This window comes from Streptococcus ratti FA-1 = DSM 20564 (assembly GCF_000286075.1).
GTDB classification, from domain to species: Bacteria; Bacillota; Bacilli; order Lactobacillales; family Streptococcaceae; genus Streptococcus; species Streptococcus ratti.
The window spans coordinates 81,903-105,809 of the sequence record NZ_AJTZ01000003.1; the positions used below are offsets into that span (position 1 = coordinate 81,903).

The following is a 23,907-nucleotide window of genomic DNA, read 5'->3' on the forward strand; positions in this document are numbered from 1 at the left end:
ATTTCCCTAGTATCTATCCATCTTTGTTTTTTACTCAGAATAAATATACTATAATAAAAAATTCGAAGATAGAACTATGCCATAATCGCTCAATAGCAAGGTAGATTTGATATATCTAATAGCGACAGTAAAAAATTTCATTGAATCCAAGCCCATAGGGAAGTTTTTCTATGTCCTAAAATTGAACAACAAATCTAGAGAGCCTCAACTATATAACTATCATCCTTTAACTTATCATCGTTATTTTTGCTATCTAAAATAGCGCAAGCTTCCTTTTTTTGATATAATAAAACATATTATTCAGGAGTATATTATGGCACAATCAATTAACACAAAAGTGGAATACACTGGTAAAGGTGTCTCTTATTTAGGTATTGGCGGTAAGGTCGGAAAGTTTCTCTTGGGCGATCGCGGCTTTGAATTTTACAACGATGCAAATGTCGAACATTTCATTCAGATTCCTTGGACAAGCATCATTGAAATGGGCGCCAATGTCAGCCGCAAAAAGGTCAGTCGCCATTTTGAAATCGTTACTGACCAGGGAAAATTTCTCTTTGCATCATCTGATTCAGGTAAAATTTTAAAAATAGCCCGTGAGCATATCGGCAACGACAAGGTTTTGAGGTACCCCAGCCTCATTCAAAAAATTGCTTCGCGTTTTAGCAGAAAACATAAAACAGCTAAGCCTTAAACAGCTAAGCTATTCATTTGATAAATGAGTCCACTAAAAAATGAGGCTGAGACAAATGTTATATAAATAGCCGTAGCAGTTTGACACAGTGGTTGATTTGAAGTCCTTATCCCTTGCTTTGCAAGTGATAGCGGTCTCCCTAACCAACTGTGCGGGGGTGGGACTACAAAATCAATTTCTACGAAATCTCGATTTTTGTCCCACTCCCATTTTTTAGTTTTCATAGTCCCCAAAAGGCAGCCAGCTGTCTACTTTCATAATCACTTGCTTCAGATTCAGCCAGTCAAACAGCTTTATTCTCAGCATCTCGACTGCGGTAGAGACCACATAAATAAGAAAAGCCGTTCCCAAAATCAGAAAAGGAAAGAGCCAGATAGGCGCTGTAACAAACGATTCAAAACCATCTTCTAAGAAAAAGCGAACCATTAAAGGGTTAAGGTGAAACAGGTAAACTCCCAGTGTTGTCGGAGCCAGCACCCTAATTAATTTGAAAAAACGGCTGTCTTTTTTGATATCTAAGGTTGCAAAGAAGATAAAAATAGCTAAGGCTTCACAAAGAAGAGTTGGTGAAGTGTACCAATACCAAATATCGCCGATGAGCAGTTTAGCAGTCAGCGTTGCAGCCATGGCTGTCAGAGCAATCAAAAGGATTAGTCTGCGGCTGAATAATTTTTTCAAATCAAGCCGCTGCAAGTAAGCACCGATAATATACAGAACGATCAGCCAATTCATACTAAAGCCCTTGGCAAATGAAAATTCATCCACCTTGGTATTAAATAAAACTGGAAGCACGGAAAAAAAGACAATGGCCAGAGTGACGATATGCTTTAAATCTCTTGTTCTTATCCTTTTTAAAGCTATGTTCAAAATAGGCATGAAAATCAAAAGTCCAAAATAAGCAGTCACATACCAATACTGTCCTGTGATAATAGGAAGGAAGGCCTCAATCCAGTCGCGGTAAGTTATTGGTTTTTGCAAAACCGTAAAAATACCGGTAAAAGCAAATGTATAAAAGAAAACCTGCAGCCATAAAGAAAGGCATTTCGAATAGCGATAGCGTGAATGAGCACCAACATAGCCGCTAATCAAGGCATAACAGTTAACAGCACTGTAAGCCAGCACTTGAATGCCCCAAGTCACAAAATAATAAGGATCAAAATCCTCCTCTACAGTTGAGCGAATGCCGCCTTTTCCCAAAACATGGGTGACAACAATCATAAACATGGCAAAAATACGAAGAAAATCGATCCCAGAATTATAGTGTGACTGTCTTTTTTCTCTAATCTTTTCTCTCATCGTTTTACCATTTTAACATAGGAAAGAGGCAATCGGAAAAATGTTTTAAATTTGAGACATTTTGTTAAGGCGATTTCATAAAATTAATGATTCTGAACAAGAGAATTCCTGCCTTTCATGTTTACATTCTATTTTAAATCCTGTATAATGAAAGCAACGGACAAGTAACATTGAATCTTTTTCAGAAAGCCTGCGGCTGCTGCGAGCAGGTAAAGAAACCGTGTGAAATTCTACCGTGAAATTTTTATTTATTATAGTAATTAAGGGCACAGAATGTGAAGCTGGATGGAACCGCGCTTAAAGCGCTCCAGCAAGTCACTGTCTGTGTTTTTATGTTAAGGAGAAAAAATGCTAGATATCAAACAAATTCGCAACAATTTTGACAGCATGGCTGAAAAATTAGTCCATCGCGGTGTCAGCCAGAGCACCCTGAAAGAGCTCAAAGATCTTGATACCAAACGCCGTGCTCTTCTTATAAAATCTGAAGAGGCTAAAGCAGAGCGTAATACAGCTTCTGCTGCTATTGCACAGGCTAAACGCAATAAAGAAGACGCTTCTGCACAGATTGCTGCCATGCAGAAATTATCAGCGCAGATCAAAGCAACTGATGCTGAGCTGGCTGAAATCGATGAAAAACTAACTAAGATTATAACTGTTTTGCCCAATACACCTCACGAAAGCGTTCCTATAGGAGCTGATGAAGATGAAAACGTTGAGGTTCGCCGCTGGGGAACTCCTCGTGAATTTAGCTTTGATGTCAAAGCTCACTGGGATCTGGGGGAAAATCTCGATATTTTAGATTGGGAACGGGGTGCCAAGGTCACAGGGTCACGTTTCTTGTTTTACAAGGGATTGGGGGCTCGTTTAGAGCGGGCTATCTATAACTTCATGCTCGATGAACACGCTAAAGAAGGCTACACAGAAGTTATCCCGCCATACATGGTCAACCATGAGTCTATGTTTGGAACAGGCCAATATCCCAAATTCAAAGAAGATACCTTTGAATTGGCAGATACTGACTACGTTCTCATTCCGACAGCTGAAGTTCCACTGACCAATTATTATCGCGATGAAATCATTGATGGTAAAGACCTGCCAGTTTACTTCACTGCCATGAGCCCGTCATTTCGTTCAGAAGCTGGTTCTGCCGGCCGTGATACCCGCGGACTTATCCGCCTGCACCAATTTCATAAGGTCGAAATGGTCAAGTTTGCCAAGCCGGAAGAATCATACGATGAATTGGAAAAAATGGTGGCTAATGCCGAAAATATCCTGCAAAAGCTGGAGCTGCCTTACCGTGTCATCACCCTCTGTACTGGCGATATGGGCTTCTCAGCTGCTAAAACCTACGATTTAGAAGTCTGGATTCCTGCTCAAAACACTTACCGCGAGATCTCTTCATGCTCAAACACCGAAGACTTCCAAGCACGCCGTGCTCAAATCCGTTACCGCGACGAAGCTGATGGCAAAGTGAAACTTCTTCACACCCTAAATGGTTCAGGATTGGCCGTTGGCCGCACCGTTGCTGCCATTCTTGAAAATTATCAAAATGAAGATGGTTCTGTAACTATTCCTGAAGTACTCAGACCTTATATGGGCGGAGCTGAGGTCATTGGTCCCAAAAATAAATAGACACAGCCATAGCTAATTAATCGTTTTTACTCCATCACAACTAGAGTGCACTGCAGATGCACCCTAGTTTTTTTCTTAATAAGCCCTATTTTAGAATCTTTGCGATTAATCGAAAAGCCCTGCAAAAGCTGTCAATATAAGAGAATGATTTTTGTTCTGCCATCTTTTCTACTTATAGCAAGAGAGAAAAGGTTGTTTTATTTTACGTTACTTTTAAAAAATTATCCGAATACATCAAAAAAATTAAGTATACATAGCAAATCCTCACGACAAACGCATGAGACGCTCCAATTCATTTTCTGAACGATAGAACCCTTTTTTAACTTAGAGTAGGCGGCTTAGATACTTGTCAAAGGACAAACTAAGGACATATTTCTTATGCCTCATACTCATTTTCTTTCCTGTATCTAGTCGCTTCAATACAGCTAAACAAAATTTATCCATCACATTCAAATTAAAAGCTAAGTGCTTGTTTAGCGTCTTATTGGCATCCTCACGAAAAACAACATCCAATAACCAGTGCATACTTTCTATCTGCCAATGCCCTCTAACATAAGCACACAATTCCTGAGCACTGACCTGGCAACTCAGAATAAAGTAGCGACTCTCTTTGCTTTCTTGTCCATTCTTTGTTATCTGAATACGAGCTCGACCTATACTCTGAATATGTCCCCAATCCGGATGAACTTTTCTCAGCCAACCGACATCGTGGAGGACATCATACTGTCTGACCTCGATTTGACCGTGGGCTTTTTCAACGGTTTCGTAAGTATCATCCCGCCTAGAATCCAACTCAAAATAGGGACGAATATCCTCTAATAGTCCCTTCTGATTCTCTTTAACAGCCAAACAGTAGTCGCCTTTTTTCTGGATAATCTTTTCCGCAATGGCCTTTTGAGTTCCTATAGCATCTATACTAATCAGGCAACCTTTGATAGAAATCATATCTAGTAAGACGGGGAACGCTGTGATTTCGTTGCTCTTCTCATCAGTCGCCACTTGACCGTAGGCTATCCCTAAGTCTGTCGCATAAGCTGTGACAATATGCAAGGCTTTCTGGGTTTGACTGGCGTTGCCTCGGACAGTTTTGCCATCAATCGCAACCAACCGTTTCGAAAAGGTTGTAAAAGTCTTGGCAGAGAGATCAGCCTCCTCTAAAATGTTAGCCCACATCTGCGTAACTTCTACAAGAACCTGTGGGTCTAATGTCGCGAAAACACGCTGAAGCGTATCGTGTGATGGGATGCCATTTTCTAAACTAAGAACAGTCCGTAAGGAGCTTTCGTAGGCATTGCCAAAGGCTTCAATCTCATCCCAGTACTCTGCGCCTGATAAACGAGCGAAGAATATTAAGAGAACAATGTCTGATAACAAATGTTTGATTTTCCAGGGCTCCCTGACATCTCTAACTTCTACCAAAAAACGAATCATCTCATTCATAACTACGACCTCCACTACTATTATAACGGAAGTCCTTTATCTCGTTTATGAAATTAATTTCTGAAAACGATATTTTCTTCATGCGTTTGTCGTGGCAAATCCTGCTTATCCTTGATTTTTTCTTAAAACCAGCCTAAAATAAAAAATGTATCCAATAAGTTAAAATCCTATTACTTAATTGAGCAAGAGTAAATGAAATTTAAAGGAGAGTTTGTCTTGAATTCTTTAGCTTTTGATCAGTTCGAACTTATGGACAATGACATGCTTGCCAGTGTGGAAGGCGGAGTCAATTGGGATCGTGTTTTTGGTGGTACTACAGTTTATCTTGGTGCGACCATGGCACTTTGCGCAACTACCGGTCCGATTGGTTGGGGAGTGGGAGCCGCATACCTTGCTACTTGTGCAGCTTCAGGTGCATACATTGGCTATGGTCTGGCAACCTAATCTAGGTATTTGTTAAAGCAAGCTACGTTTTGAGGTGGTTATCGTGAGAAGAAAAAGTTCTTTTATCATTTGTACAGCAATTATCATCATATCAAACATTCTTATGATGACAGTGGTTAACAATGGTGAGGAGAAATTATCAAATCTATTTGTAATAGCGATTGCATTAGTTTGCTTTCCAGGCTTTTTGTGGGCAATTGATAATGGGATGATTTCACTTATCAGGATTGAATCTTCTGCACTACTTCTTCTCGCTGTCCTTTCTGCTATACGTTTAATCAATAGAATTGACACTTTACCCACTATGGTGAACTCTGCAGTAATCATTGTCGCTTTGGGTTTAACAACAGTGTTGTTAGTTGCTGGAATTGTCAGATGGATAAATAAAAAGAAGGGTTGATTAAATAACAATCATAGCTGTAAAATAAACTTCAAATAAAAATCCTCAGAAAATACTGAACTGCACCCCAGAAGTTAGATTTTTTGTCTAACTTTTTAGGGTACAGTACATACTTTTCGAGGGCTTTTTTGTTTCGTTTCAAAAGTTTTCTAATTAAAAGAAAAGACAAAAATGGCCCATATCAACTTGACAGCTGACAATGAGCCAATAAATCTAAATCAGAATATGGACAGACTGATTGCTGCGTCAGCTTAACTCATCAGCTTTATCCTTCACAGCAAAATAACGAGTCGCAGCAACAGCTCTTTGCCAGCCTTGGTAGAGTTCTTCTGCTTCTTTAGCATGCATTAACGGTTCAAATCGCTGACCGGCAGTAAAAAGCCCCTTTAATTCTTCTGTATCCTGCCAATAACCAATAGCCAAGCCTGCTAAGAAAGCTGCTCCCAGAGCCGTCGTTTCCAGATTAGCTGCCCGTTCAATTGGTATTTGGAGAATATCTGCTTGAAACTGCATGAGATAAGTATTCATAGCTGCACCGCCATCTACCCGCAATTGAGGAATAGCAATAGCTGTATCAGCCCGCATGGTATCTATAACATCTCGCGTCTGATAAGCCAATGACTGCAGGGTTGCTTTAATAAGGTCATCATCACTCGTTCCGCGGGTCAGCCCAAAGACCGCACCGCGCGCTCCACTGTCCCAGTAAGGGGCTCCAAGTCCCGTAAAAGCAGGAACCAGATAAACTTCGTTATGGCTTTTCGAGCGGTAAGCCGCTGCCTGAGAATCAGGTGCTGATGCTAAGAGATGCAATTTATCGCGCAGCCATTGCAAAGCAGAGCCTGCTACAAAGACAGAACCCTCTAAAGCATAGGTCACCTCTCCATCTAACGCATAAGCGATAGTCGTCAATAAATGATTAGCTGACTTAATAGGCTTTGTCCCTGTATTCATAACAATAAAGGCACCTGTCCCATAAGTATTTTTCACCATTCCTTCTTCCAAGGCAAGCTGTCCAAAGAGAGCCGCCTGCTGGTCTCCTGCCATACCGCAAATAGGAACGGAACTGCCAAAAAAATGAAAGGGGACAGTATAACCGTATACTTCGGAATTAGCCTTCACTTCTGGCAAGAGACTGGACGGAATTTGAAGTAAATCCAGAATCTCCTGATCCCAAGTTAAATCATGTATATTAAAAAGCATGGTTCGGCTGGCATTAGAGTAATCTGTCATATGCGCCTGTCCGCCTGTCAGACGCCAGAGCAGCCAAGTGTCAATCGTGCCAAAGAGCAGCTCTCCGTTTTCAGCTCGCTGCTGGGCTCCCGGTACCTGATCTAAAATCCAGCGAATTTTAGTGGCGGAAAAATAAGCATCGACAATCAAACCCGTTTTAGCATGAAAGTTCTCCTGATAACCGTCAGCCACCAACCTATCAGCAATACTGCTGGTCTGTCTGGACTGCCAGACAATGGCATGGTAGATAGGCAAACCTGTCGCCTTATCCCAGATAACTGCGGTTTCACGCTGATTGGTAATACCTATGCCTGCAATCTGCTGAGGTTTGATGCCCGATTCAATAAAAAGAGTGGCCAAGGTAGCCTGTACGGCATTCCAAATCTCATTGGCATCATGTTCGACCCAGCCAGGCTGCGGAAAATATTGGGGAAATTCCTTTTGGGCTTCATGCACTTTCTTTCCTGCCTTATCAAAAAGAATGGCCCGTGTTGAAGTTGTTCCTTCATCAATTGCTAAGATATAAGAGTCCGTCATGGCTTGTCTCCTTTTTTGATAACGTTTACAGACATTATACCTTACTCTTTTTCTTTTCTCAAGGCGATAAATTAGCCCAAAAATATCAAGTAAATGCACTAGTCCTTATTTTTTGTCCGCCTTACCGTATTCTTTAAAAATGCCAAATAAAACCAGCAGCATACCAATAAGGGCAAACGTCATCTGCAACATATTGCTTGACGTTAAGAGAACCCTAATCCCTAAAAATAAGACTATCAATACACAAGGAATGACTAAATATTTTTTCATATTATGAACCCCAGCTAGTATAATTAACTGACAGTATCGTAACAAAAAGCCGTACTACTGCCTGCAAAGCCGGCTGCTGCTCCACCCGGACCAAAGAGCGCACCGCCCATAATAGTACCTCCAACAGTTCCTAAAACACATTGAGCACCGTAACCGTTTCCACTAATTTCAGATAAAGTTTTTGTATCTATTTCTTCAAATTGTTCTAAAATATATTTATTCATATCTTACCTCCAAATATATATTTTCAATCAAGTTTATTAAAAGCAAAAAGCTGCTGCTCCGACCATTGCTCCACCAACCATTCCCCACGGGCCACCAACTGCGCCAAGTCCGCCTGTGCCAAGAATGCCCGTTGCACAATCCGAAAGTCCACCTTCAACAGTTGAAAGTGCTTCATTGTCCATTATGTCAAATCGTTCAAATGCTTGTGTATTCATAATAAAACTCCTTTTTCATTTTTTGATCTTATCCCTTGCCAAGAAGCACCTATAGTATAACTTATTTTAATCCGTTTGTGTGGCGATTGTCGTAAATGGTATCAAATAAGTCGTGAATGGACATTTTAGTGAGAAATCAAAAGTCATTTTTCCCATTTACGACCTATTTGGGGTCGTTCACGACATTCACTCCAATTCTTTTAATTTTTTCGGCATAATAAAGGCAGATTTATGAGAAAAGGAAAACAGAAGTTTTATAAATAGGTTCCTCAGGTAAATGCTCATGACAGTAGTATTACAGCGCCGGTTTCTATTGCTAAACACCATGGCTCACGCTATTCTCTGCCACATTTGTGAGAATTAACCAAAACAAATAGAGAAAAAGCAACTACTCTGGAAATTAAACTGGAGATCCTATCATTATCAGAATCAGATTTCTAATTATCCTACCACAATTTCTAATATTCTTGAGTTTTTAACAATTGTATTACCATAACATTATTTCTAAAGAAAATATCCAGAAAATAAAAGGGGAGTTTTCAAAAAAATAACATATTTACAACAATTGACGTCATTCCTTGATTTCTGTAAAAAAAGTATTACTATGGAGATAAATTATAAAAAGGAGATACGTTTAATGAACACTTTAGCTTTTGAACAATTTGAAACTTTGGATACTGAGTCTCTATCATCCGTTGAGGCCGGTGGTGTTATTTTAGGTGTTGCCGGTGCTATAGCCGGAGGAGTGGGCGGCTTATTTGCTGGAGCAGCGGCTGGAGCTGCTGTTGGAACTGTGACTGTTCCACTTGTTGGTGCACTGCCTGGAGCTACTGCCGGAGCTATCGGCGGAGCCGTAACCGGAGCCGCAACTCTCGGCATAGCTGGAGCGGGTGTTAATACTTGGGGGCCTTGGGTTTAATTACCTCTGGAAGAAAGGGGGATATATGCTATCACCTAAATTCGCTTGGTTTGTTCTTGCAAGCTACCCTGTCTTGCTGCTTATTTCATTGTTATTGCCAATTAAAAATATTAAACTTATTGTATTTACAATATTGTTAGTAGAAAATCTTTTGGTTATTGCGCTTTACTTAAAAGGAAAGTATTTTGCATAACATCATGTAAACACAAAAACAGCCTGATTCCTAAGCTCAAAAGGAATTGGGCTGTTTTTATCCTATTAATAAATCAAATCCTATTTCCGCCAATCCTGGCGATTGTTCTCGGTTGCCGCAAGATGATGACTGAGGCTGTTTTCCTAAGAAAAATAATAAAGCAGTCCAGCAATCAGTAAGTCTGAAATCTTATGCTATTTAAGAGCGTCGTCTCTGATTTTTTATGCTCGAGAGAACTGCCTTAACCGAAATACCATAAGCCTTCTCTTTCCCGTAAAGGCGAATAGCAAGACCAACATCTTCTTGACTGTCTTTGTTGGGCCGCCCAAACTTTTGCCAGCACCTACTTCTACTTGCGTTTCCGGGCGATCAAACGGATAGGAGTTCCTTCAAAAACAAAGGCTTGACGAATTTGATTTTCTAAAAAACGCAGATAAGAAAAATGCATCAGCTCTTCTTCATTAACAAAAATGATAAACGTTGGCGGCTTAACAGAAACCTGTGTCGCATAGAATATTTTGAGCCGTCTGCCTTTATCGGTTGGTGTTGGATTAACAGCAACAGCATCCATGATGACATCATTGAGCACTGCTGACGGAATTCGCGTATTTTGACTTTGGCTGATCTGTTTAATCATATCCGGCAACTTGTTTAAACGCTGCTTAGTTAAAGCCGAGACAAAGATAATCGGGGCATAAGTGATATATTGGAAATTATTTTTTACATCATCTTCCCACTGGGCAACTGTATGATTGTCCTTTTTAACCCTATCCCACTTATTGACAACGATGATAATCCCTTTGCCGGCTTCATGAGCAAAGCCAGCTATGCGCTTATCATACTCGCGAATTCCCTCTTCCGCATTGATAACCATAAGTACAATATCAGAACGCTCAATAGCACGCATGGCACGCATGACAGAATACTTTTCTGTATTTTCGTAAACCTTTCCGGACTTGCGCATACCAGCAGTGTCAATCATGATAAATTCCTGACCTTGGCTGTCCGTAAAATGCGTATCAACAGCATCGCGTGTGGTACCGGCAACAGGGCTCGCAATCACGCGCTCTTCTCCTAAAATAGCATTAATAAGACTGGATTTACCAACATTGGGACGGCCAATCAGACTGAATTTTATCACATCAGGATTGTCTTCTTCGAATTTCGTTGGAAGGTTTTGCACAATAGCATCCAGCACGTCTCCGGTTCCAAGTCCATGGACAGATGAAACAGGATAGGGATCTCCCAAACCAAGCGAATAAAAATCATAAATATCATTACGCATTTCAGGATTATCCACCTTATTGACAGCTAGAATAACAGGCTTGTTGGTACGGTAGAGAATCCTTGCAACGTACTCATCAGCATCTGTGACTCCTTCTCTGCCAGATACCACAAAAACAATAACATCAGCCTCTGTCATAGCAATATCAGCCTGATGCTTGATCTGTTCCATAAACGGCGCATCAACATCATCAATGCCGCCTGTATCGATCAAGGAAAACTTGCGGTTAAGCCACTCTGCACTTGCATAGATGCGGTCCCTAGTCACTCCTTCAACATCTTCAACGATGGAAATACGTTCACCGGCTATACGGTTAAAAAGCGTTGATTTGCCGACATTGGGACGGCCGACAATCGCCACGGTTGGTAAAGCCATTACTGCTCCTTCTTATCTTCTGTTTTCACCTTCTAGGTGAACTTCTTTAGCTAAATAGCGAATCCGTTCCATGACACGCTTAGCCTGCCAGGTTTCATCGCTTCCGCGGATATTAGCCAATTTAGCTTCTAAATCTTTAAAACTATAGTTAGAGGTAAAAAAGGTAGGCAATTCCTCTAACATGCGGTACTGTAAAATAACCTGCAAAACTTCATCCCGAATCCAAGAAGTACTCTGTTCAGCACCGATATCATCCAAAATCAGAACTTCAGCCTTTTTAACAGCATCAATTTCATCTTTGACAGTTCCTGTGTTAATAGCATTTTTCACATCAATGGTAAAACTTGGAAAATGCAAAAGCGTTGTCGCAGCGCCTTTCTGCTCTGAGAGTTCATGAGCCATGGCTGCCATTAGATAAGATTTGCCGATTCCCATATCGCCATAGAGGTAAAGTCCCTTTTGCTTAGGGCTGGGATAATTTTCAACAAAATCAGCAACCATCTTAAAAACATCCAAACGCTTGACGTCATCAAGACTGATATCATCAAAAGAGATATTCTTATAGGATCTAGGCAGGCTGATAACATTGATACGTTCTGAAACAGCCTGTTTCTTTTGAGAGTCTTTAAGCTCCTTGGTTTCTAAATAAGAAACGTCCGCATAGCCTGCATTCATAGCCAAAATTGGCTGATAACCCTTGGCAACATAATCCTCAGCACCACTTTTAAAACGGTCGCGTTCCATCAAGTATTGATTAAATTTAGGCAGACTGAGTTTAATCTGCTCCTGAGTCAAATGGTGAGCAGCGATAAAATCAGCAATATCTTGGTCTGCTAAAATAGCCTGCATCATTTTTTCAGTATCATAGTGCCTTTGATGATTCTTTTTAGCTAAGGTTTGCCCAATTTTTTCCATCTACTCACCATCCTTTCTCAATCTGGCAAGCGTCTGACGTTTAATTTCGTCTAAACGCGCCTGCTCATCTGCTGTTGTTTCATTTTTATAGTCCTGATTGCTCCACTCGGGAACATTGCTCTTTGCCTTTGTTTTTCCTTGATTTTGGCTCGTCTTGCGTTCAGAAAAGGCGCGCATTTTTTCAACAGCCTGTTCTGCAGAAGCAACCTTTTGATAGGCAAAATCATTGGCGATTTTCATCAAATAACGCTTATTGAGATTTGCCGAATTAGTTTTGGAAACAGTGTATAAAACCATAACATTGATCACTTCGTCCAAAAAGCTCATTTCTGCTAAATCAGCCAGCAGTTTTCGCTCATCTGCTGTAATCGCTGCATGCCGCGTCTTTTTTATCTTAGCCAGAAAAATCTCAGGTCTGTCAGACTTGGCTTCATGAATAATAATTTGCTCTTCCTTAGAAAATTGACTGACCGTATCATCGCGCTTGGCTTGCTCTTTTTTTAGCTGCATGCGCTTGGTTGAAATTTTATGCTGACTGGCCGTTTCTTTTGCCAAAAGATAGGTTTCATACCAAGTCAGTTTGTATTTTTCAGAGATTACATATAAAGCAACAGCATCTGTCTGTTCATCAGCAAACTGCAGGCCGTCTCTAGCCATCAGATGTTTAAAACTATCTAAATCAAAGTCCGTTTTGCTTTTAACTGTTTCCTTGGGCTGAGGCTGCTCTGTGTGCCCAAAAACATCAGAAAACTTTTTAGACAGATCCCTAGCGTCCTTAGGAACATCCAGCTTCAGATATTCCAAAGCAACCTGACCGATTTTTTGCTCTAAAAGATTGCGGTAAACAGCATTTTTACAAAAGGCCTCGGCAGTTAAAGGCGCCAGCAATTTGATATAGTAGAGGCCGTCTTTCTTATAAAAAACCAAGAGATCCATAGCCGTCAAAATATACAGGGACTCTTCAAAACGGGCCATACCAAACTGCGTATGATTAAGAACTTCGCTAAATTTATGCCTTTTCTCACCATTATCAAAAAAACTGATAAAATACTGATAAAGAGCTGCAGCGTCACTGCCGATAATAGGCAAATAAAAGCGCATCAAGCTGACAGTATCCGACAGGAGATAGTTCTGCCTAACGTAGAGAAATTCATCAATCGGTTTCATCTAAGGTACTCTTTTTCTTACTTCTTACGCGGTTAGTAATTTGCTGCAGGAGCGCTTCAATTTCATCAACGTCCTTAAAGCTGCGGTAGACGCTGGCAAACCGAACGTAAGTAATCTCATCCAGCTCTGCCAACTCATCCATAACCAAATTCCCAATGACAACGCTGGAAACTTCACTGTCATAGTCACTGCGGATTTTTTGCTCAATATCATTGACAACTTTTTCAATAGCACTGCTGGATACAGGACGTTTCTGGGCACTGCGGATAATACCATTGAAAATTTTATCACGGGAAAATTGCTCTCTGGTTCCATCTTTTTTAATAACTAAAAGCGGCAGTTCTTCAATTCTTTCAAAGGTTGTAAAACGTGTATGGCAATTTTCACATTCTCGGCGGCGTCTGATCGTGTTGCCTTCTTCAGCCTGACGGCTGTCAACAACACTGGATTTTAAATAATTACACTTAGGACAGCGCATGAAAACACCTCACTTCTTGATTCAAGTTAGTACTTTATTTTACCATATTTTGGTCTGGAACAAAAGTAAGCAGCAACAGCCAAACAAAACCTATTTCCTAATCCTAGCAGCCTTCTGCACACACATAAAAATAAGGGACAGAAATCTCTTTCTCCCCCTTGTTTTTTATTTTTCGCGGATAACGTAACCCATACCGCGGACGGTCTGAATATAACTTTCTTTGCCAGAGACATCAATTTTGCCGCGAAGGTAGCGAATATAGACATCAACCACGTTCGTTTCAGCCTCTTGATCATACTTCCAGACTCGATCCAGAAGCTCTTCTCTGGTCATAACTTGGTTGATGTTTTCCATAAGAGCACTGAGCAAATCAAACTCTCGCTTGGTTAAAGGTATAGTTTCACCACTTCGAATCGCAGCTCGATTGTGCACATCCAGCTGCAAATCACGATAAGCACTGTCTTTCTTTACAGAATGCTTCGCCCTTTCAATATCCTGACGGCGAAAAATGGCGCGAACCCGAGCCAGCAATTCTTCAATAGCAAAAGGTTTTATAACATAGCCGTCTGCACCGCGATCCAATCCCGTGACAATATCCATAGTAGAATCACGGGCAGTAACCATAATGATATAGGTTGTTTTTTCCAGCTGCAGCCGACGCGTTACTTCATAGCCGTCCATTTTCGGCAACATCAAATCAAGAAGGATTAAATCAAAATCCCTTTCAAGAGCTTTGTCTAAGCCGGAACGTCCATCGTGTTCCACGTCAACTTCATATCCTTCATGCTGCAGTTCCAGAGAAACAAACTTTGCAAGGTTTTTTTCATCTTCAATAATTAAAATACTTTTAGCCATATACCCCCCAGCTTATTATTCAATATATTTTTTGTAACTTTATTTTAATAAAATTAAATTTTTATAATCAAACTATAAAGTCTGAGTAACAAACTTATTACAGTTCTATAAGGTCATTATTTTTTTATTATGATAATGCCTAATTCCTTTAATATCAAGGAAACTCAAACTTTATCAATCTCTTTTTCAAAATTTTATTTTTTAAAATAATCCACCAGTTTTTTCATTATACTATTTCTTTTTCCTTTTTTCAATGGCTATTATTAATTTTATGAGTCAATTTCTAAGAAAAAAATTTGATTTATTCAACAATTTGAAACCTTGAAGCTTTTCCCTGACATCCGGCAGGAGGTATATCACTCGTCATCAAACAACCCATCCAGAGCTGCAAAGGGGCTGTTTCTTTCTTTCTTTTCTTTTTGCAAATTTTGATAGTCTTCCTCACTAAGAAGATTCCAATCCTGTCCTGAGGGCAGCTGTTGATTTTTCTTTTCTTCTTCAGTAAGAATCTTTAAAGGAATATTGAGCAAAATATTATCAATAACACTTTCTTCTAAATCAATGACCGCATCTTCTAAGATTAAGACGAGATTCTCATCCACCAGATCCTTCTTATCTTCTAACTGGCTGTTTTCTATAAAGACTTCATTAATAAATAGTGATTTGGCTTGTTTCACAGTTTCTAAAGAGCGGCTGGAGGGCAGACTGATTGTATAGCTCAAATCATAATTTAACAAATACAAACCATTATCATAGCTAACAGTCCCCTTGGCCAAAACATCTTCAAGACCCAAGACATCAGGATTTCTTTCCTTGACAGCTTCTTCAACAGATAGCTTTTCTTCAAACGCCACACCTTCTGGCTGCTTTTTAATATCGCTAACAGTAAACATTTTTATTTCCTCCGATAATTGTTCAGATCGTTAACATTATATCAATAATCCACTGACTTGTCCCTGAATTTCTGTTTAAGCTCCTGCATCTAAAAAAACAGAATGCACTTGTTTTGATAAATGGATAAAAAACAGATTGTTTTTTTATTGTCCTGTGACAATGGTAGGCAGAGCGAGGCAATGTAGCCATTTTTCGGAGCAGATCTAGTCGAAATCCTCCTGAGGCCATCATATCCCTGACTTTTGAGCCTATAAATAGTCAGTTTGTCTTCAAAATTTAATTTCATAAGAAAAGCACTCCCAAGTGTTAGATTTTTCCCTAACTTTTGGGGTGCGGTACATTTCTACTCTCTTGTTTTAAAATAAACCGAGCCTTAAAGGCTGGCTGGAACTATTATTTAGCTTAAATAGTCAGTAACTGATTTGTTAAAGTATAACTTTGCAGCTTCTGGTTTTACATTTGCTCTAGGCGTTTGATGCGGTCAGCAAGCGGCGGATGAGTATAAAACAGGTGCTGCAGGCTGGATTTCTTCTGCGGATCGTTGATATAGAGCGCAGCACTGGCATCATCAACAGGATGTGCCATAGGCTGCGACTGCTCCAATTTGCGCAGAGCCTTAATCATCCCTTGTGGATTGCGGGTCAATTCAACCGAGCTGGCATCCGCCAAATATTCACGCTGGCGAGAAATAGCCAGCTGGACTAAACTAGCTGCCAAAGGTGCTAAAATAATAGCTAAAATGGAAAAAATCAGCAAGATAATCTGCACATAACCGCCGCCCTCATTGTCATTTGATCGGCGATTTCTACCACCTCCAAACCACATCATGCGGCCGCCAATACTGGAAATAAGAGTCACAGCACTGGCAAGGGCCACGGCGATCGTCGAAATCCGAATATCATAATTACGGATATGGCTGACTTCGTGACCGATAACGCCTTCTAATTCCTCACGGTTCATAACAGCTAAAAGGCCCGTTGTTGCTGCAACTGCAGCGTTCTTAGGGCTGGAGCCGGTCGCAAAGGCATTGAGCGAAGGATCATCAACCACATAGACACGCGGCATGGGAATCTGTGCTACCATAGCCATGTCTTCTACAATATGATAGTAATCTGGCATCTCCTCTGCTGTCACTTCTCTAGCATTATTCATAGCCATTACAACATTGGTTGATTGAAAAATCATACTGAAAGCATAGATGAAGCCAATGATTAAAGCAATGATGACGCCGCCGGCTAAATTATCCAGCCAAAGGTAACCAACTGCAGCACCGATAGCAGCTAAAAGCAGAAAGAAGACAACCAGCAAAATGATTGTCTTTCTTTTATTACTGGCTATTTGATCAAACAGCATAACAGTCTCCTAAGCCATATCGCCAAAATCAACTTTTGGCACTGATTTTTCTTCTTCAGGCGTTTCCAAAAATTCGCTGGCTTTAAAGTTAAACAGCCCTGCAATTACATTGCTTGGGAAGGTTTCCAATTTAACATTATAGTTAGCGGTTGTCGAATTAAAGAGCTGACGTGAATAAGAAATCTTGTTTTCTGTATTGGTCAGTTCATCCTGAAGCTTCATAAAGTTTTGATTAGCCTTGAGATCCGGATAGTTTTCGGCAACGGCTAAAATACTGGCCATTTGCTTCCCAAGAGCATCACTGGCCTGCATAGCTTCATTGGGCGTACTGGCATTAGAAATTTTGCTGCGCAGCTCTGTCACTTTTTCCAGAGTGCTTTGTTCATAATTAGCATAGGCTTTGACCGTTTCCAGCAAATTAGGAATAAGATCATTTCTGCGCTTTAACTGCACATCAATCTGACTCCAAGCTTCCTGTGTCTGCATACGGCTTTTGATCAAAGTATTGTAACTTACAATTACCCAAACAATAAGCAAGGCAATAATAATTAAAATAATCCAAATAAGCATGATGATTCTCCTTAAAAATTCCTGTTTCCATTATATCAGAAAAAGAAGAATTATGTTAGAATAAATGATGATAAAAGGAGAAAGCATGACCCCTGAAGAATTTTACCAAGCATTGGCCAAGCACCAAATCAATCTGTCCGATTGGCAAAAAAGGCAGTTTGATTCTTATTTTAAACTTTTGGTCGAATGGAATGAAAAGATTAATCTGACAGCCATTACTCAGGAAAAAGACGTTTATCTTAAGCATTTTTATGACTCGGCAGCTCCTATCTTAGAGGGTTGCATTAAAAATGAACCGCTGAAGCTTTTGGACATAGGAGCTGGAGCTGGTTTTCCAAGTCTGCCAATGAAAATCATTTACCCCAATCTTGAGGTTACAATCATTGACTCTCTGAATAAACGCATTAAATTCCTGCAGATACTGGCTGATGAGCTGGAGCTGACTAATGTTCATTTTTATCATGGTAGAGCGGAAGATCTCGGACAGGACAAGCAGTTTCGCGCTCAGTTTGATGCAGTTACTGCCCGCGCTGTTGCTCGAATGCAGGTATTAGCCGAGCTGACTGTCCCCTTTTTAAAGGTAGGCGGACAGCTTCTGGCGCTGAAAGCCAGCGCTGCTGATGAGGAAATTGCAGCTGCTCAGAATGCGCTGAAAGTGCTGTTCAGTCAGGTTTCAGGTAATTACCATTACCAACTTCCTAACGGAGATGAACGTAACCTTACCCTAGTAACTAAGAAAAAAGAAACGCCTAACAAATACCCGCGCAAGGCCGGTATTCCCAATAAAAAACCTCTGTAGAAAGCCAAAAAACTGTGGTCCAGCTGCTGCACAAGTGCTGCGGATTCGGACGACAGCTTTTTTATCTGCTTTATAAAATGACGCTTTCTTATACTCTTCGAAAATCAAACTCAGACCTTGTTGCCTTGATTTGATGAAGGCAGTTCTGTCCACATCTGCGTCGCCTAGTCTGATTTTGATTTTCACTAGTATTATTATTTCATCCCCAAGGATTGTAAAAGCGACCCTTGTTCAGGCTGAAAAGCCAGAAACTGATCAATAAGATTAAACAAGCCAAAGCAATAGCTAAAAAATCCTTTTTTCTAAAGGGCTGGTACATGTATGTACTGACCCCAAAAAGTTAGACAAAAATATTAGTGAAAGGATTTGGTTCTGTACTGAACAGGACTAAGTCCTTTTAATTTTGCCTTGATTCGTTTGTTGTTGTAGTAAAAAATATAATCAGTAATAGCTTGTTCTAAGTGATCCAGCGATTTAAACGTTTTCTCCAATCCATAAAACATCTCAGATTTCAGTGTTCCAAAGAAGGATTCCATCATACCATTGTCAGGACTATTCCCCTTTCGAGACATGGACGGACGTATGCCTTTACTGTCAAGAAAACGATGGTAGGCCTCATGTTGGTATTGCCAGCCTTGGTCACTATGGACAATGGTGCCTTGATAAGATTCTTCAGGGAATGCCTTCTCAAGCATAATCTTGACCTGCATGAGGTTGGGCGAACGGGACAAGGTAAAGTCAATAATTTCGCTGTTATAGCCGTCAAGGACGGGAGACAGATAAAGTTTTTCAGAGCAATTTGGTAAAACGAATTCGGTCACATCTGTATAACACTTCTCAAAGGGCTTCGAGCCCTCGAAGGCCCTGTTAATCAGATTAGGAGCTTTCTTGCCCACGTCACCCTTGTAAGACTTGTATGTCTTACGCTTACGACTACGGGCAGATAGGCCTAACTCCTGCATGAGACGCTGCACCTTCTTATGATTAATGGCATAGCCACGATTGCGCAGTTCTAAATGAATCCTACGGTAACCATAATTTCCCTTATGCTCCTCGAAGATAGCCCAGATTTCATCTTTTAGAGCCTTGTCCTTATCCTCTTTAACCAGCTGTTTAAGTTGGTAATAGTAGGTAGCACGGGGCAGTTTAGCCGTTTTTAGCAGCAGGTCTAGTCGGAATCCTCCATCAACCATTTCTCTAACTGTTTCTGCCTTTCGCGCGCTAAGGCTTCGTCTCTCAGGCGCAATTCCCTCAACTTTTTTAGGTAGGCATTCTCCGTTCTAAGCCGTTCATTTTCTTCTTGAAGTCGCTCCAGCTCCGTCATCTCTTCCCAGGTCTTCTTTGGTTTACGCCCCATCTTTGGCGGCCTCCTTCTTGCTTTCTCAAAAATAGTATACCCGTTTTTCTTGTATTGCGCTATCCAATTGGGAAGAGTGCCTTGATTTGGAAGAGCATAATCAAGAGCTACTTGATTGAGAGACTGACCCTCCATCAGAACTTTATCAATCATTTCTTGCTTTAATTCTGGAGAATAATAGGTATTTTTCCCTTTCCTGACAATGTCAATTCCATACTTGTCAATCAGTCTAATCAGATATTGGAGAACAGATTTTGAAACACTAAACTGTTCTGACAAAGACTTGATGCTCTCACCATTTTGCCGTAGCTCATAGATGTTGACTTTATCTTCATAACTCAATTTCATAAAAATAACACCCCAAAAGTTAGATTTTTCTGTCTAACTTTTGGGGTGCAGTTCATGTACCAGGTTCTTTTTTTGTTTTTGCCAAACCGCCGAAGCTCCATTGCAGTCGAAACCGTATCAATACGATCTAAAGAGCTGAAAATCAGAGGGATGATAATTTGCAGATTTCCTTTAATACGGCTAAGCAGGTTTGCCTTTTGGGACAATTCCAGACCGCGAGCTTCCTGCGATGTCCGAATCATGTAAAACTCTTCCTGAACATCCGGAATATAGCGCAAGGTCAGGCTGACAGCGTAAGCTACCTTATAAGAAATACCGATCTGGTTAAGACTTGCAGCAAACTGACTGGGATGGGTCGTCATCAAAAAGAGTATGGCCAAAGGAACCGTACAAAAATACTTGAGAACCAGATTTAAAAGGTAAAAGATTTCCTGCCAGCTCAGGTAAAACCGTCCTGTTCCTGCCCATAGCAGTGTTTTGGCACCATAGATTTTCTCACCGTAATCAGGTGCAAAAAGATAAACCATAATCACGTTTAAAAGAGCAAAAACCGTCACGAACTTCATGACAAAAGAAACATCCCGCCAATGAATATCTGCTGATTTAAACAGTAAAACAGACATCAGCCCTACTGCCAAAATAAGACGGGTATCATAGGTCGTCATACAAGCAATGGAAACAAGGAGAAAAAAGAGGAGCTTGCTGGCGCCGGACAAGTCATAAAGGAAGCCCTCGCCATCATGATAGCCAATCAAAGATTTATTCATCCTGCCCTCCTTGATGCTCAATATAATAACGGGTCAATGAAATAGGGTCACAGCTCAGCTTTTTAGCCAAATCAAAGAGACTGGTTTGTTTCAAATTAGCAGCTGCCAGTAATTCCGGCTGGCTGAAGAGCTCAACAGGACTTTGATCTGCTAAAATCTGCCCCCGGCTGATGACCAATACCCGGTCTGAGTATTCCAGCACCAGCTGCATATCGTGAGTAATCATAATAATGGTATGTCCCAGAGCATTCAGGCCATCCAAAAAGTTCATCATTTCTGTATAGTGCCTCTTATCCTGTCCTGCTGTGGGCTCATCCAATAGGATAACTTCCGGATTCAAAACTAAAATTGAAGCAATGGTTACACGTTTTTTCTGTCCAAATGACAGAGCAGAAATGGGCCAATTGCGAAATTCATAGAGACCGCAGGTTTTCAGAACTTCAAAAACCTTTTCTTTGATCTGCTCTTCACCAAAACCGCGAAGGCGCAGGCCCAGAGCCACCTCATCAAAAATCATGGTTTGACTGATCATCTGATTGGGATTCTGCAGGACATAGCCAATCCGCTCTGAGCGCTCCTTGATGGAATCAAAGGAGATGTCTTTTCCCTGATAGTAAATGTGACCGCTGGCAGTGATAAACTGACAAAGCGCCTTGGCTAGAGTAGATTTGCCAGCACCATTTTTCCCGACAATAGCGATGCGTTCTCCTTTATTAATGTTAACCGATAAATCTTTTAAAATCGGTCTATTCGAAGTGTAGGCAAAATTAAAATGGTCAATAGTGAGCAAAGGCGAGGCAGCTTTAGAGCCCGGCAGACTGCCTGTTTCTTCAAAATGAATAGCTGAGAGATCAAGCTGACTGAGTGCCGCTAAGTGAGAGGTTTTTGCCACATCTAAGCCCAAATGTCGCAGAACTGTCAAATAAAGAGGTTCACGGATACCGTTTTCCTGCAGCAGATTGGTCTGCAGCAGCTGATTAGGACTGCCATCAAAAAGAATCCGGCCGTCATTGATCAGCACAATTTTATCAACAGGGCGGTAAAGGACATCTTCCAGCCGATGTTCAATAATAATAGTGGTCGTTTCCTCTTCTTGATGAATCCGATCGATCAGATCAATAGTGTCCTGCCCAGCCTTTGGATCCAGATTAGCCAGAGGCTCATCAAAGAGCAAAATCGGACTTTCGTCAATTAGTACTCCTGCTAAGCTGACCCGCTGCCTTTGGCCGCCTGAGAGGTCTTGGGGGCGATGATCAAGCAAATCTGTCAGCTCTAAGCGATCAGCCCAAATATTGACCTTTTCAATCATTGTCTGATGATCCGTACAGTCATTTTCCAGCGCAAAAGCTAAATCCTCAGCAACCGTCAAACCAATAAACTGACCGTCTGGATCCTGTAAAACGGTTGAGACGAGATGGGATTTTTCATATACAGATAAATCAAAGGAAGGCTTGCCGCCAATGGTTAAGCTGCCGCTAGCCTGGCCCTTGTAAATATTAGGAATAATGCCGTTTAGGCAATGGCCCAAAGTTGATTTGCCGCAGCCAGAAGGCCCGATAATCAGTACTTTTTCTCCTTTTTTTACTGATAAATTGATATTTTTCAGGGTAGGTTCTGCCTGAGCATCATATTTGAAGGAAAAATCCTTAAATTCTATAAATGGTTCCATAAGATGTTATCCCTGATTTTCAAAAAGGTCAGTCTTTGGACAGGCTGCCTGACTGTGTCCGTGTTTTGGCATAAACAGCCAGCAAGACAGTAGCACCGATACCAATTGTTAATGCATTGGCCACACTCGCAAGCAGGCCCTGAATAAATACTTTGCTGGCGGGTTCATTGAAAATGATAATATCTCCTAAGGGAGCTACAATACCCCAGGCAATAACATTAATAATCACCTGTACAATATTAAAAGTCAGTATATCCTTGGCTGTAAAAAGCCCCTTTTCGATACGAAGATGATTTTTCAAAAAACCTATGCCCAGACCAACCAGACCGCTTGGAATCACCCATGACCACCAGATTCCGTAGCCAGCAAACATATCTTTAACCATATGTCCAATAAGACCAGTAAAAAAGCCGACCGCAGGGCCAAAAAGGCTTGAACTGCATACTGCAGCTGGATGCTGGTATTGGCAAAAAGAGGAATATTAATAAAAATACCGATAATGACAAACAAGGCTGCACCAATACCGGTTGCGACAACCGCTTTAATAGAATTATTTTTCATTTCTTCTCCTTAATTAATTTTTTTGATTTCAATGCGCCATTGCGGACCGACTCCAACATTATAGGCCTTGGCAAAGGAACCTTGGTTGATGGCAACTCCGACACGGTAAAGAGAATTGATATAAATGATAGGCTGGCCGACACGGACAGCAGCAAATGATTTGCCATAGGTGACCTGATTCTGATAAACCAGCATGTCATTGTTGTAGATGGTCACTTCAAAGCGATCATTGAATTCAGGCTGAAGCGTATAAAATTCCTCGCGGGTAATTGAGGTCCATAAAGATCCAAATTGAACATCAAGAATATCAACAGCTCCGCGGACCAGATCATCCTCAATAACCGTCGTCACTGTTGGCAGCTCTACAATAGCCTCAACAGGCAGCTCCGGTCCTACATCTTCAAAAGCAATATGGCCGCTGGCTAACTTGGCCCCTGTGAAGGCATAGACATCACGCCCATGAAAAGTGTAGGAAAGTTCTGTATTGCGCCGGCGGTTTTCAATTTCAGAAATTTCCCGAACAGCTTTAATACCAATGTGTTTTTTGATATAAGACAGCGTGCCGTTGTCAGGCGTCACAATGTATTGATTTTTCTTTGTCAGCGCCACCACACTTTTTCGATCCGAACCGACACCCGGATCTACAACCGACACAAAAGTCGTTCCTTCCGGCCAATATTCCACCGTTTGAAAAAGCCGGTAGGAACCTTCAAAAATATTATAGGGAGTGATTTCATGGGTCAGATTGTGAATGCCAAGCGTCGGTTCCTCCTGCAGGGCTACACCAATCATAGCTGATACCGCACCGTCAACCAAACCAAAATCTGACTGCAAAACCAATAAATTATTGCTCATTTGAACTGACTCGCCTTCCTTTCAATTCCTATTTTATCACAAGACAGACTTCTGTGCTGCACCCCATTGCAGTAAGCCTTGAAAACAGCTTGGGAGTTCGTCTTTTGCTCCCGCAAAAGATTCAGCTGTCCAGTGCTGATAATAAAACCGTTAAAATCTTCCGCTAG

General features: G+C 41.0%; 24 protein-coding genes and 3 pseudogenes. 7 read left to right on the forward strand and 20 right to left on the reverse strand.

Annotation, left to right across the window (positions count from 1 at the left end):
* Nucleotides 1-313: 313 nt before the first annotated feature.
* A complete protein-coding gene (locus tag SRA_RS01130; RefSeq protein WP_003086687.1) occupies nucleotides 314-691 on the forward strand; it encodes a DUF956 family protein in 378 nt (125 codons plus the stop codon).
* Nucleotides 692-904: 213 nt separating this feature from the next.
* Here SRA_RS01130 and SRA_RS01140 read toward each other — a convergent pair whose 3' ends face one another.
* Nucleotides 905-1,987 (reverse strand): acyltransferase, encoded by a 1,083-nt coding sequence (locus SRA_RS01140; protein WP_003086691.1) that lies wholly within the window; start codon nucleotides 1,985-1,987, stop codon nucleotides 905-907.
* Between the two features lie 348 nt (nucleotides 1,988-2,335).
* Here SRA_RS01140 and serS point away from each other — a divergent pair, with 348 nt between their 5' ends.
* Nucleotides 2,336-3,619 carry a serine--tRNA ligase gene (gene serS / locus SRA_RS01145; RefSeq protein ID WP_003086693.1) on the forward strand — a complete coding sequence of 428 codons (1,284 nt, stop codon included), beginning with the start codon at nucleotides 2,336-2,338 and terminating at the stop codon, nucleotides 3,617-3,619.
* A 324-nt stretch (nucleotides 3,620-3,943) separates the two neighbouring features.
* Here serS and SRA_RS01150 read toward each other — a convergent pair whose 3' ends face one another.
* Nucleotides 3,944-5,059 (reverse strand): ISAs1 family transposase, encoded by a 1,116-nt coding sequence (locus tag SRA_RS01150; RefSeq protein ID WP_003086492.1) that lies wholly within the window; start codon nucleotides 5,057-5,059, stop codon nucleotides 3,944-3,946.
* 216 nt (nucleotides 5,060-5,275) lie between these two features.
* On the opposite strand from SRA_RS01150, the gene SRA_RS01155 reads away from it, so the two are divergent.
* The gene (locus tag SRA_RS01155) at nucleotides 5,276-5,503 is read left to right on the forward strand and encodes a bacteriocin-type signal sequence (protein ID WP_225310764.1); all 228 of its coding nucleotides are present in this window, start codon (nucleotides 5,276-5,278) and stop codon (nucleotides 5,501-5,503) included.
* Nucleotides 5,504-5,546: 43 nt separating this feature from the next.
* Nucleotides 5,547-5,903: a hypothetical protein gene (locus SRA_RS01160; RefSeq protein ID WP_003086701.1), complete on the forward strand. Its 357-nt coding sequence runs from the start codon at nucleotides 5,547-5,549 to the stop codon at nucleotides 5,901-5,903.
* A gap of 246 nt (nucleotides 5,904-6,149) precedes the next feature.
* Here the strand turns inward: SRA_RS01160 and glpK are convergent, their stop codons facing one another.
* The 4 genes from glpK to SRA_RS01175 all read right to left on the reverse strand — a co-directional run bounded on the left by glpK (nucleotide 6,150) and on the right by SRA_RS01175 (nucleotide 8,380).
* Entirely contained in the window at nucleotides 6,150-7,670 is a 1,521-nt protein-coding gene (glpK, locus tag SRA_RS01165; RefSeq protein WP_003086704.1) for a glycerol kinase GlpK, read from the reverse strand.
* Nucleotides 7,671-7,775: 105 nt separating this feature from the next.
* Nucleotides 7,776-7,940, reverse strand: coding sequence for a hypothetical protein (locus tag SRA_RS10320; RefSeq protein WP_003086706.1), 165 nt, complete (start codon nucleotides 7,938-7,940; stop codon nucleotides 7,776-7,778).
* A gap of 23 nt (nucleotides 7,941-7,963) precedes the next feature.
* Nucleotides 7,964-8,164 (reverse strand): Blp family class II bacteriocin, encoded by a 201-nt coding sequence (locus tag SRA_RS01170; protein ID WP_003086708.1) that lies wholly within the window; start codon nucleotides 8,162-8,164, stop codon nucleotides 7,964-7,966.
* Nucleotides 8,165-8,200: 36 nt separating this feature from the next.
* On the reverse strand, nucleotides 8,201-8,380 hold the full coding sequence (locus tag SRA_RS01175; RefSeq protein WP_003086713.1) for a Blp family class II bacteriocin: 180 nt from the start codon (nucleotides 8,378-8,380) through the stop codon (nucleotides 8,201-8,203).
* A 637-nt stretch (nucleotides 8,381-9,017) separates the two neighbouring features.
* Between SRA_RS01175 and SRA_RS01180 the strand changes: the two genes are divergently transcribed.
* Complete coding sequence (locus tag SRA_RS01180) at nucleotides 9,018-9,299, forward strand: Blp family class II bacteriocin (protein ID WP_003086714.1); 282 nt, start codon at nucleotides 9,018-9,020, stop codon at nucleotides 9,297-9,299.
* A gap of 25 nt (nucleotides 9,300-9,324) precedes the next feature.
* Nucleotides 9,325-9,492, forward strand: a complete 168-nt coding sequence (locus SRA_RS10325; protein ID WP_003086716.1) for a hypothetical protein — start codon at nucleotides 9,325-9,327, stop codon at nucleotides 9,490-9,492.
* 349 nt (nucleotides 9,493-9,841) lie between these two features.
* Here SRA_RS10325 and der read toward each other — a convergent pair whose 3' ends face one another.
* The 8 genes from der to SRA_RS01220 form a co-directional block, all read right to left on the reverse strand.
* A complete protein-coding gene (gene der / locus SRA_RS01185) occupies nucleotides 9,842-11,152 on the reverse strand; it encodes a ribosome biogenesis GTPase Der (RefSeq protein ID WP_003086718.1) in 1,311 nt (436 codons plus the stop codon).
* Nucleotides 11,153-11,164: 12 nt separating this feature from the next.
* Nucleotides 11,165-12,067: a primosomal protein DnaI gene (gene dnaI, locus SRA_RS01190; RefSeq protein ID WP_003086728.1), complete on the reverse strand. Its 903-nt coding sequence runs from the start codon at nucleotides 12,065-12,067 to the stop codon at nucleotides 11,165-11,167.
* Complete coding sequence (locus SRA_RS01195) at nucleotides 12,068-13,234, reverse strand: DnaD domain protein (protein ID WP_003086730.1); 1,167 nt, start codon at nucleotides 13,232-13,234, stop codon at nucleotides 12,068-12,070.
* Nucleotides 13,221-13,712 carry a transcriptional regulator NrdR gene (nrdR, locus tag SRA_RS01200; protein WP_003086732.1) on the reverse strand — a complete coding sequence of 164 codons (492 nt, stop codon included), beginning with the start codon at nucleotides 13,710-13,712 and terminating at the stop codon, nucleotides 13,221-13,223. The genes SRA_RS01195 and nrdR overlap by 14 nt, the downstream gene beginning before the upstream one ends.
* Before the next feature lie 165 nt (nucleotides 13,713-13,877).
* The gene (locus tag SRA_RS01205) at nucleotides 13,878-14,567 is read right to left on the reverse strand and encodes a response regulator transcription factor (RefSeq protein WP_003086734.1); all 690 of its coding nucleotides are present in this window, start codon (nucleotides 14,565-14,567) and stop codon (nucleotides 13,878-13,880) included.
* Nucleotides 14,568-14,923: 356 nt separating this feature from the next.
* Nucleotides 14,924-15,460: a YceD family protein gene (locus tag SRA_RS01210; RefSeq protein ID WP_003086735.1), complete on the reverse strand. Its 537-nt coding sequence runs from the start codon at nucleotides 15,458-15,460 to the stop codon at nucleotides 14,924-14,926.
* Between the two features lie 454 nt (nucleotides 15,461-15,914).
* Nucleotides 15,915-16,814 (reverse strand): zinc metalloprotease HtpX, encoded by a 900-nt coding sequence (gene htpX, locus SRA_RS01215; RefSeq protein ID WP_003086736.1) that lies wholly within the window; start codon nucleotides 16,812-16,814, stop codon nucleotides 15,915-15,917.
* Nucleotides 16,815-16,823: 9 nt separating this feature from the next.
* Nucleotides 16,824-17,384, reverse strand: coding sequence for a LemA family protein (locus tag SRA_RS01220; RefSeq protein ID WP_003086737.1), 561 nt, complete (start codon nucleotides 17,382-17,384; stop codon nucleotides 16,824-16,826).
* Nucleotides 17,385-17,469: 85 nt separating this feature from the next.
* On the opposite strand from SRA_RS01220, the gene rsmG reads away from it, so the two are divergent.
* Nucleotides 17,470-18,183 (forward strand): 16S rRNA (guanine(527)-N(7))-methyltransferase RsmG, encoded by a 714-nt coding sequence (gene rsmG / locus SRA_RS01225; RefSeq protein ID WP_003086738.1) that lies wholly within the window; start codon nucleotides 17,470-17,472, stop codon nucleotides 18,181-18,183.
* A 199-nt stretch (nucleotides 18,184-18,382) separates the two neighbouring features.
* Here the strand turns inward: rsmG and SRA_RS10405 are convergent.
* The 6 genes and pseudogenes from SRA_RS10405 to SRA_RS01255 form a co-directional block, all read right to left on the reverse strand.
* Nucleotides 18,383-18,505, reverse strand: a pseudogene (locus SRA_RS10405) (energy-coupling factor transporter transmembrane component T family protein); the annotation flags it as partial.
* A 31-nt stretch (nucleotides 18,506-18,536) separates the two neighbouring features.
* A protein-coding gene (locus SRA_RS01230; protein WP_126417896.1) for an IS3 family transposase occupies nucleotides 18,537-19,888 on the reverse strand; the annotation gives its coding sequence in 2 pieces (ribosomal slippage) (nucleotides 18,537-19,429 and nucleotides 19,429-19,888; 1,353 coding nt in all).
* 56 nt (nucleotides 19,889-19,944) lie between these two features.
* Nucleotides 19,945-20,655: pseudogene (locus tag SRA_RS01240) on the reverse strand (energy-coupling factor transporter transmembrane component T family protein); the annotation flags it as partial.
* The gene (locus SRA_RS01245) at nucleotides 20,648-22,324 is read right to left on the reverse strand and encodes an ABC transporter ATP-binding protein (protein WP_003086749.1); all 1,677 of its coding nucleotides are present in this window, start codon (nucleotides 22,322-22,324) and stop codon (nucleotides 20,648-20,650) included. The pseudogene SRA_RS01240 and the gene SRA_RS01245, both read right to left, overlap by 8 nt.
* A 28-nt stretch (nucleotides 22,325-22,352) precedes the next feature.
* A pseudogene (locus SRA_RS01250) lies at nucleotides 22,353-22,885 on the reverse strand (ECF-type riboflavin transporter substrate-binding protein).
* Nucleotides 22,886-22,894: 9 nt separating this feature from the next.
* Nucleotides 22,895-23,740 carry an SAM hydrolase/SAM-dependent halogenase family protein gene (locus tag SRA_RS01255; RefSeq protein ID WP_003086751.1) on the reverse strand — a complete coding sequence of 282 codons (846 nt, stop codon included), beginning with the start codon at nucleotides 23,738-23,740 and terminating at the stop codon, nucleotides 22,895-22,897.
* Between the last annotated feature and the right edge of the window lie 167 nt (nucleotides 23,741-23,907).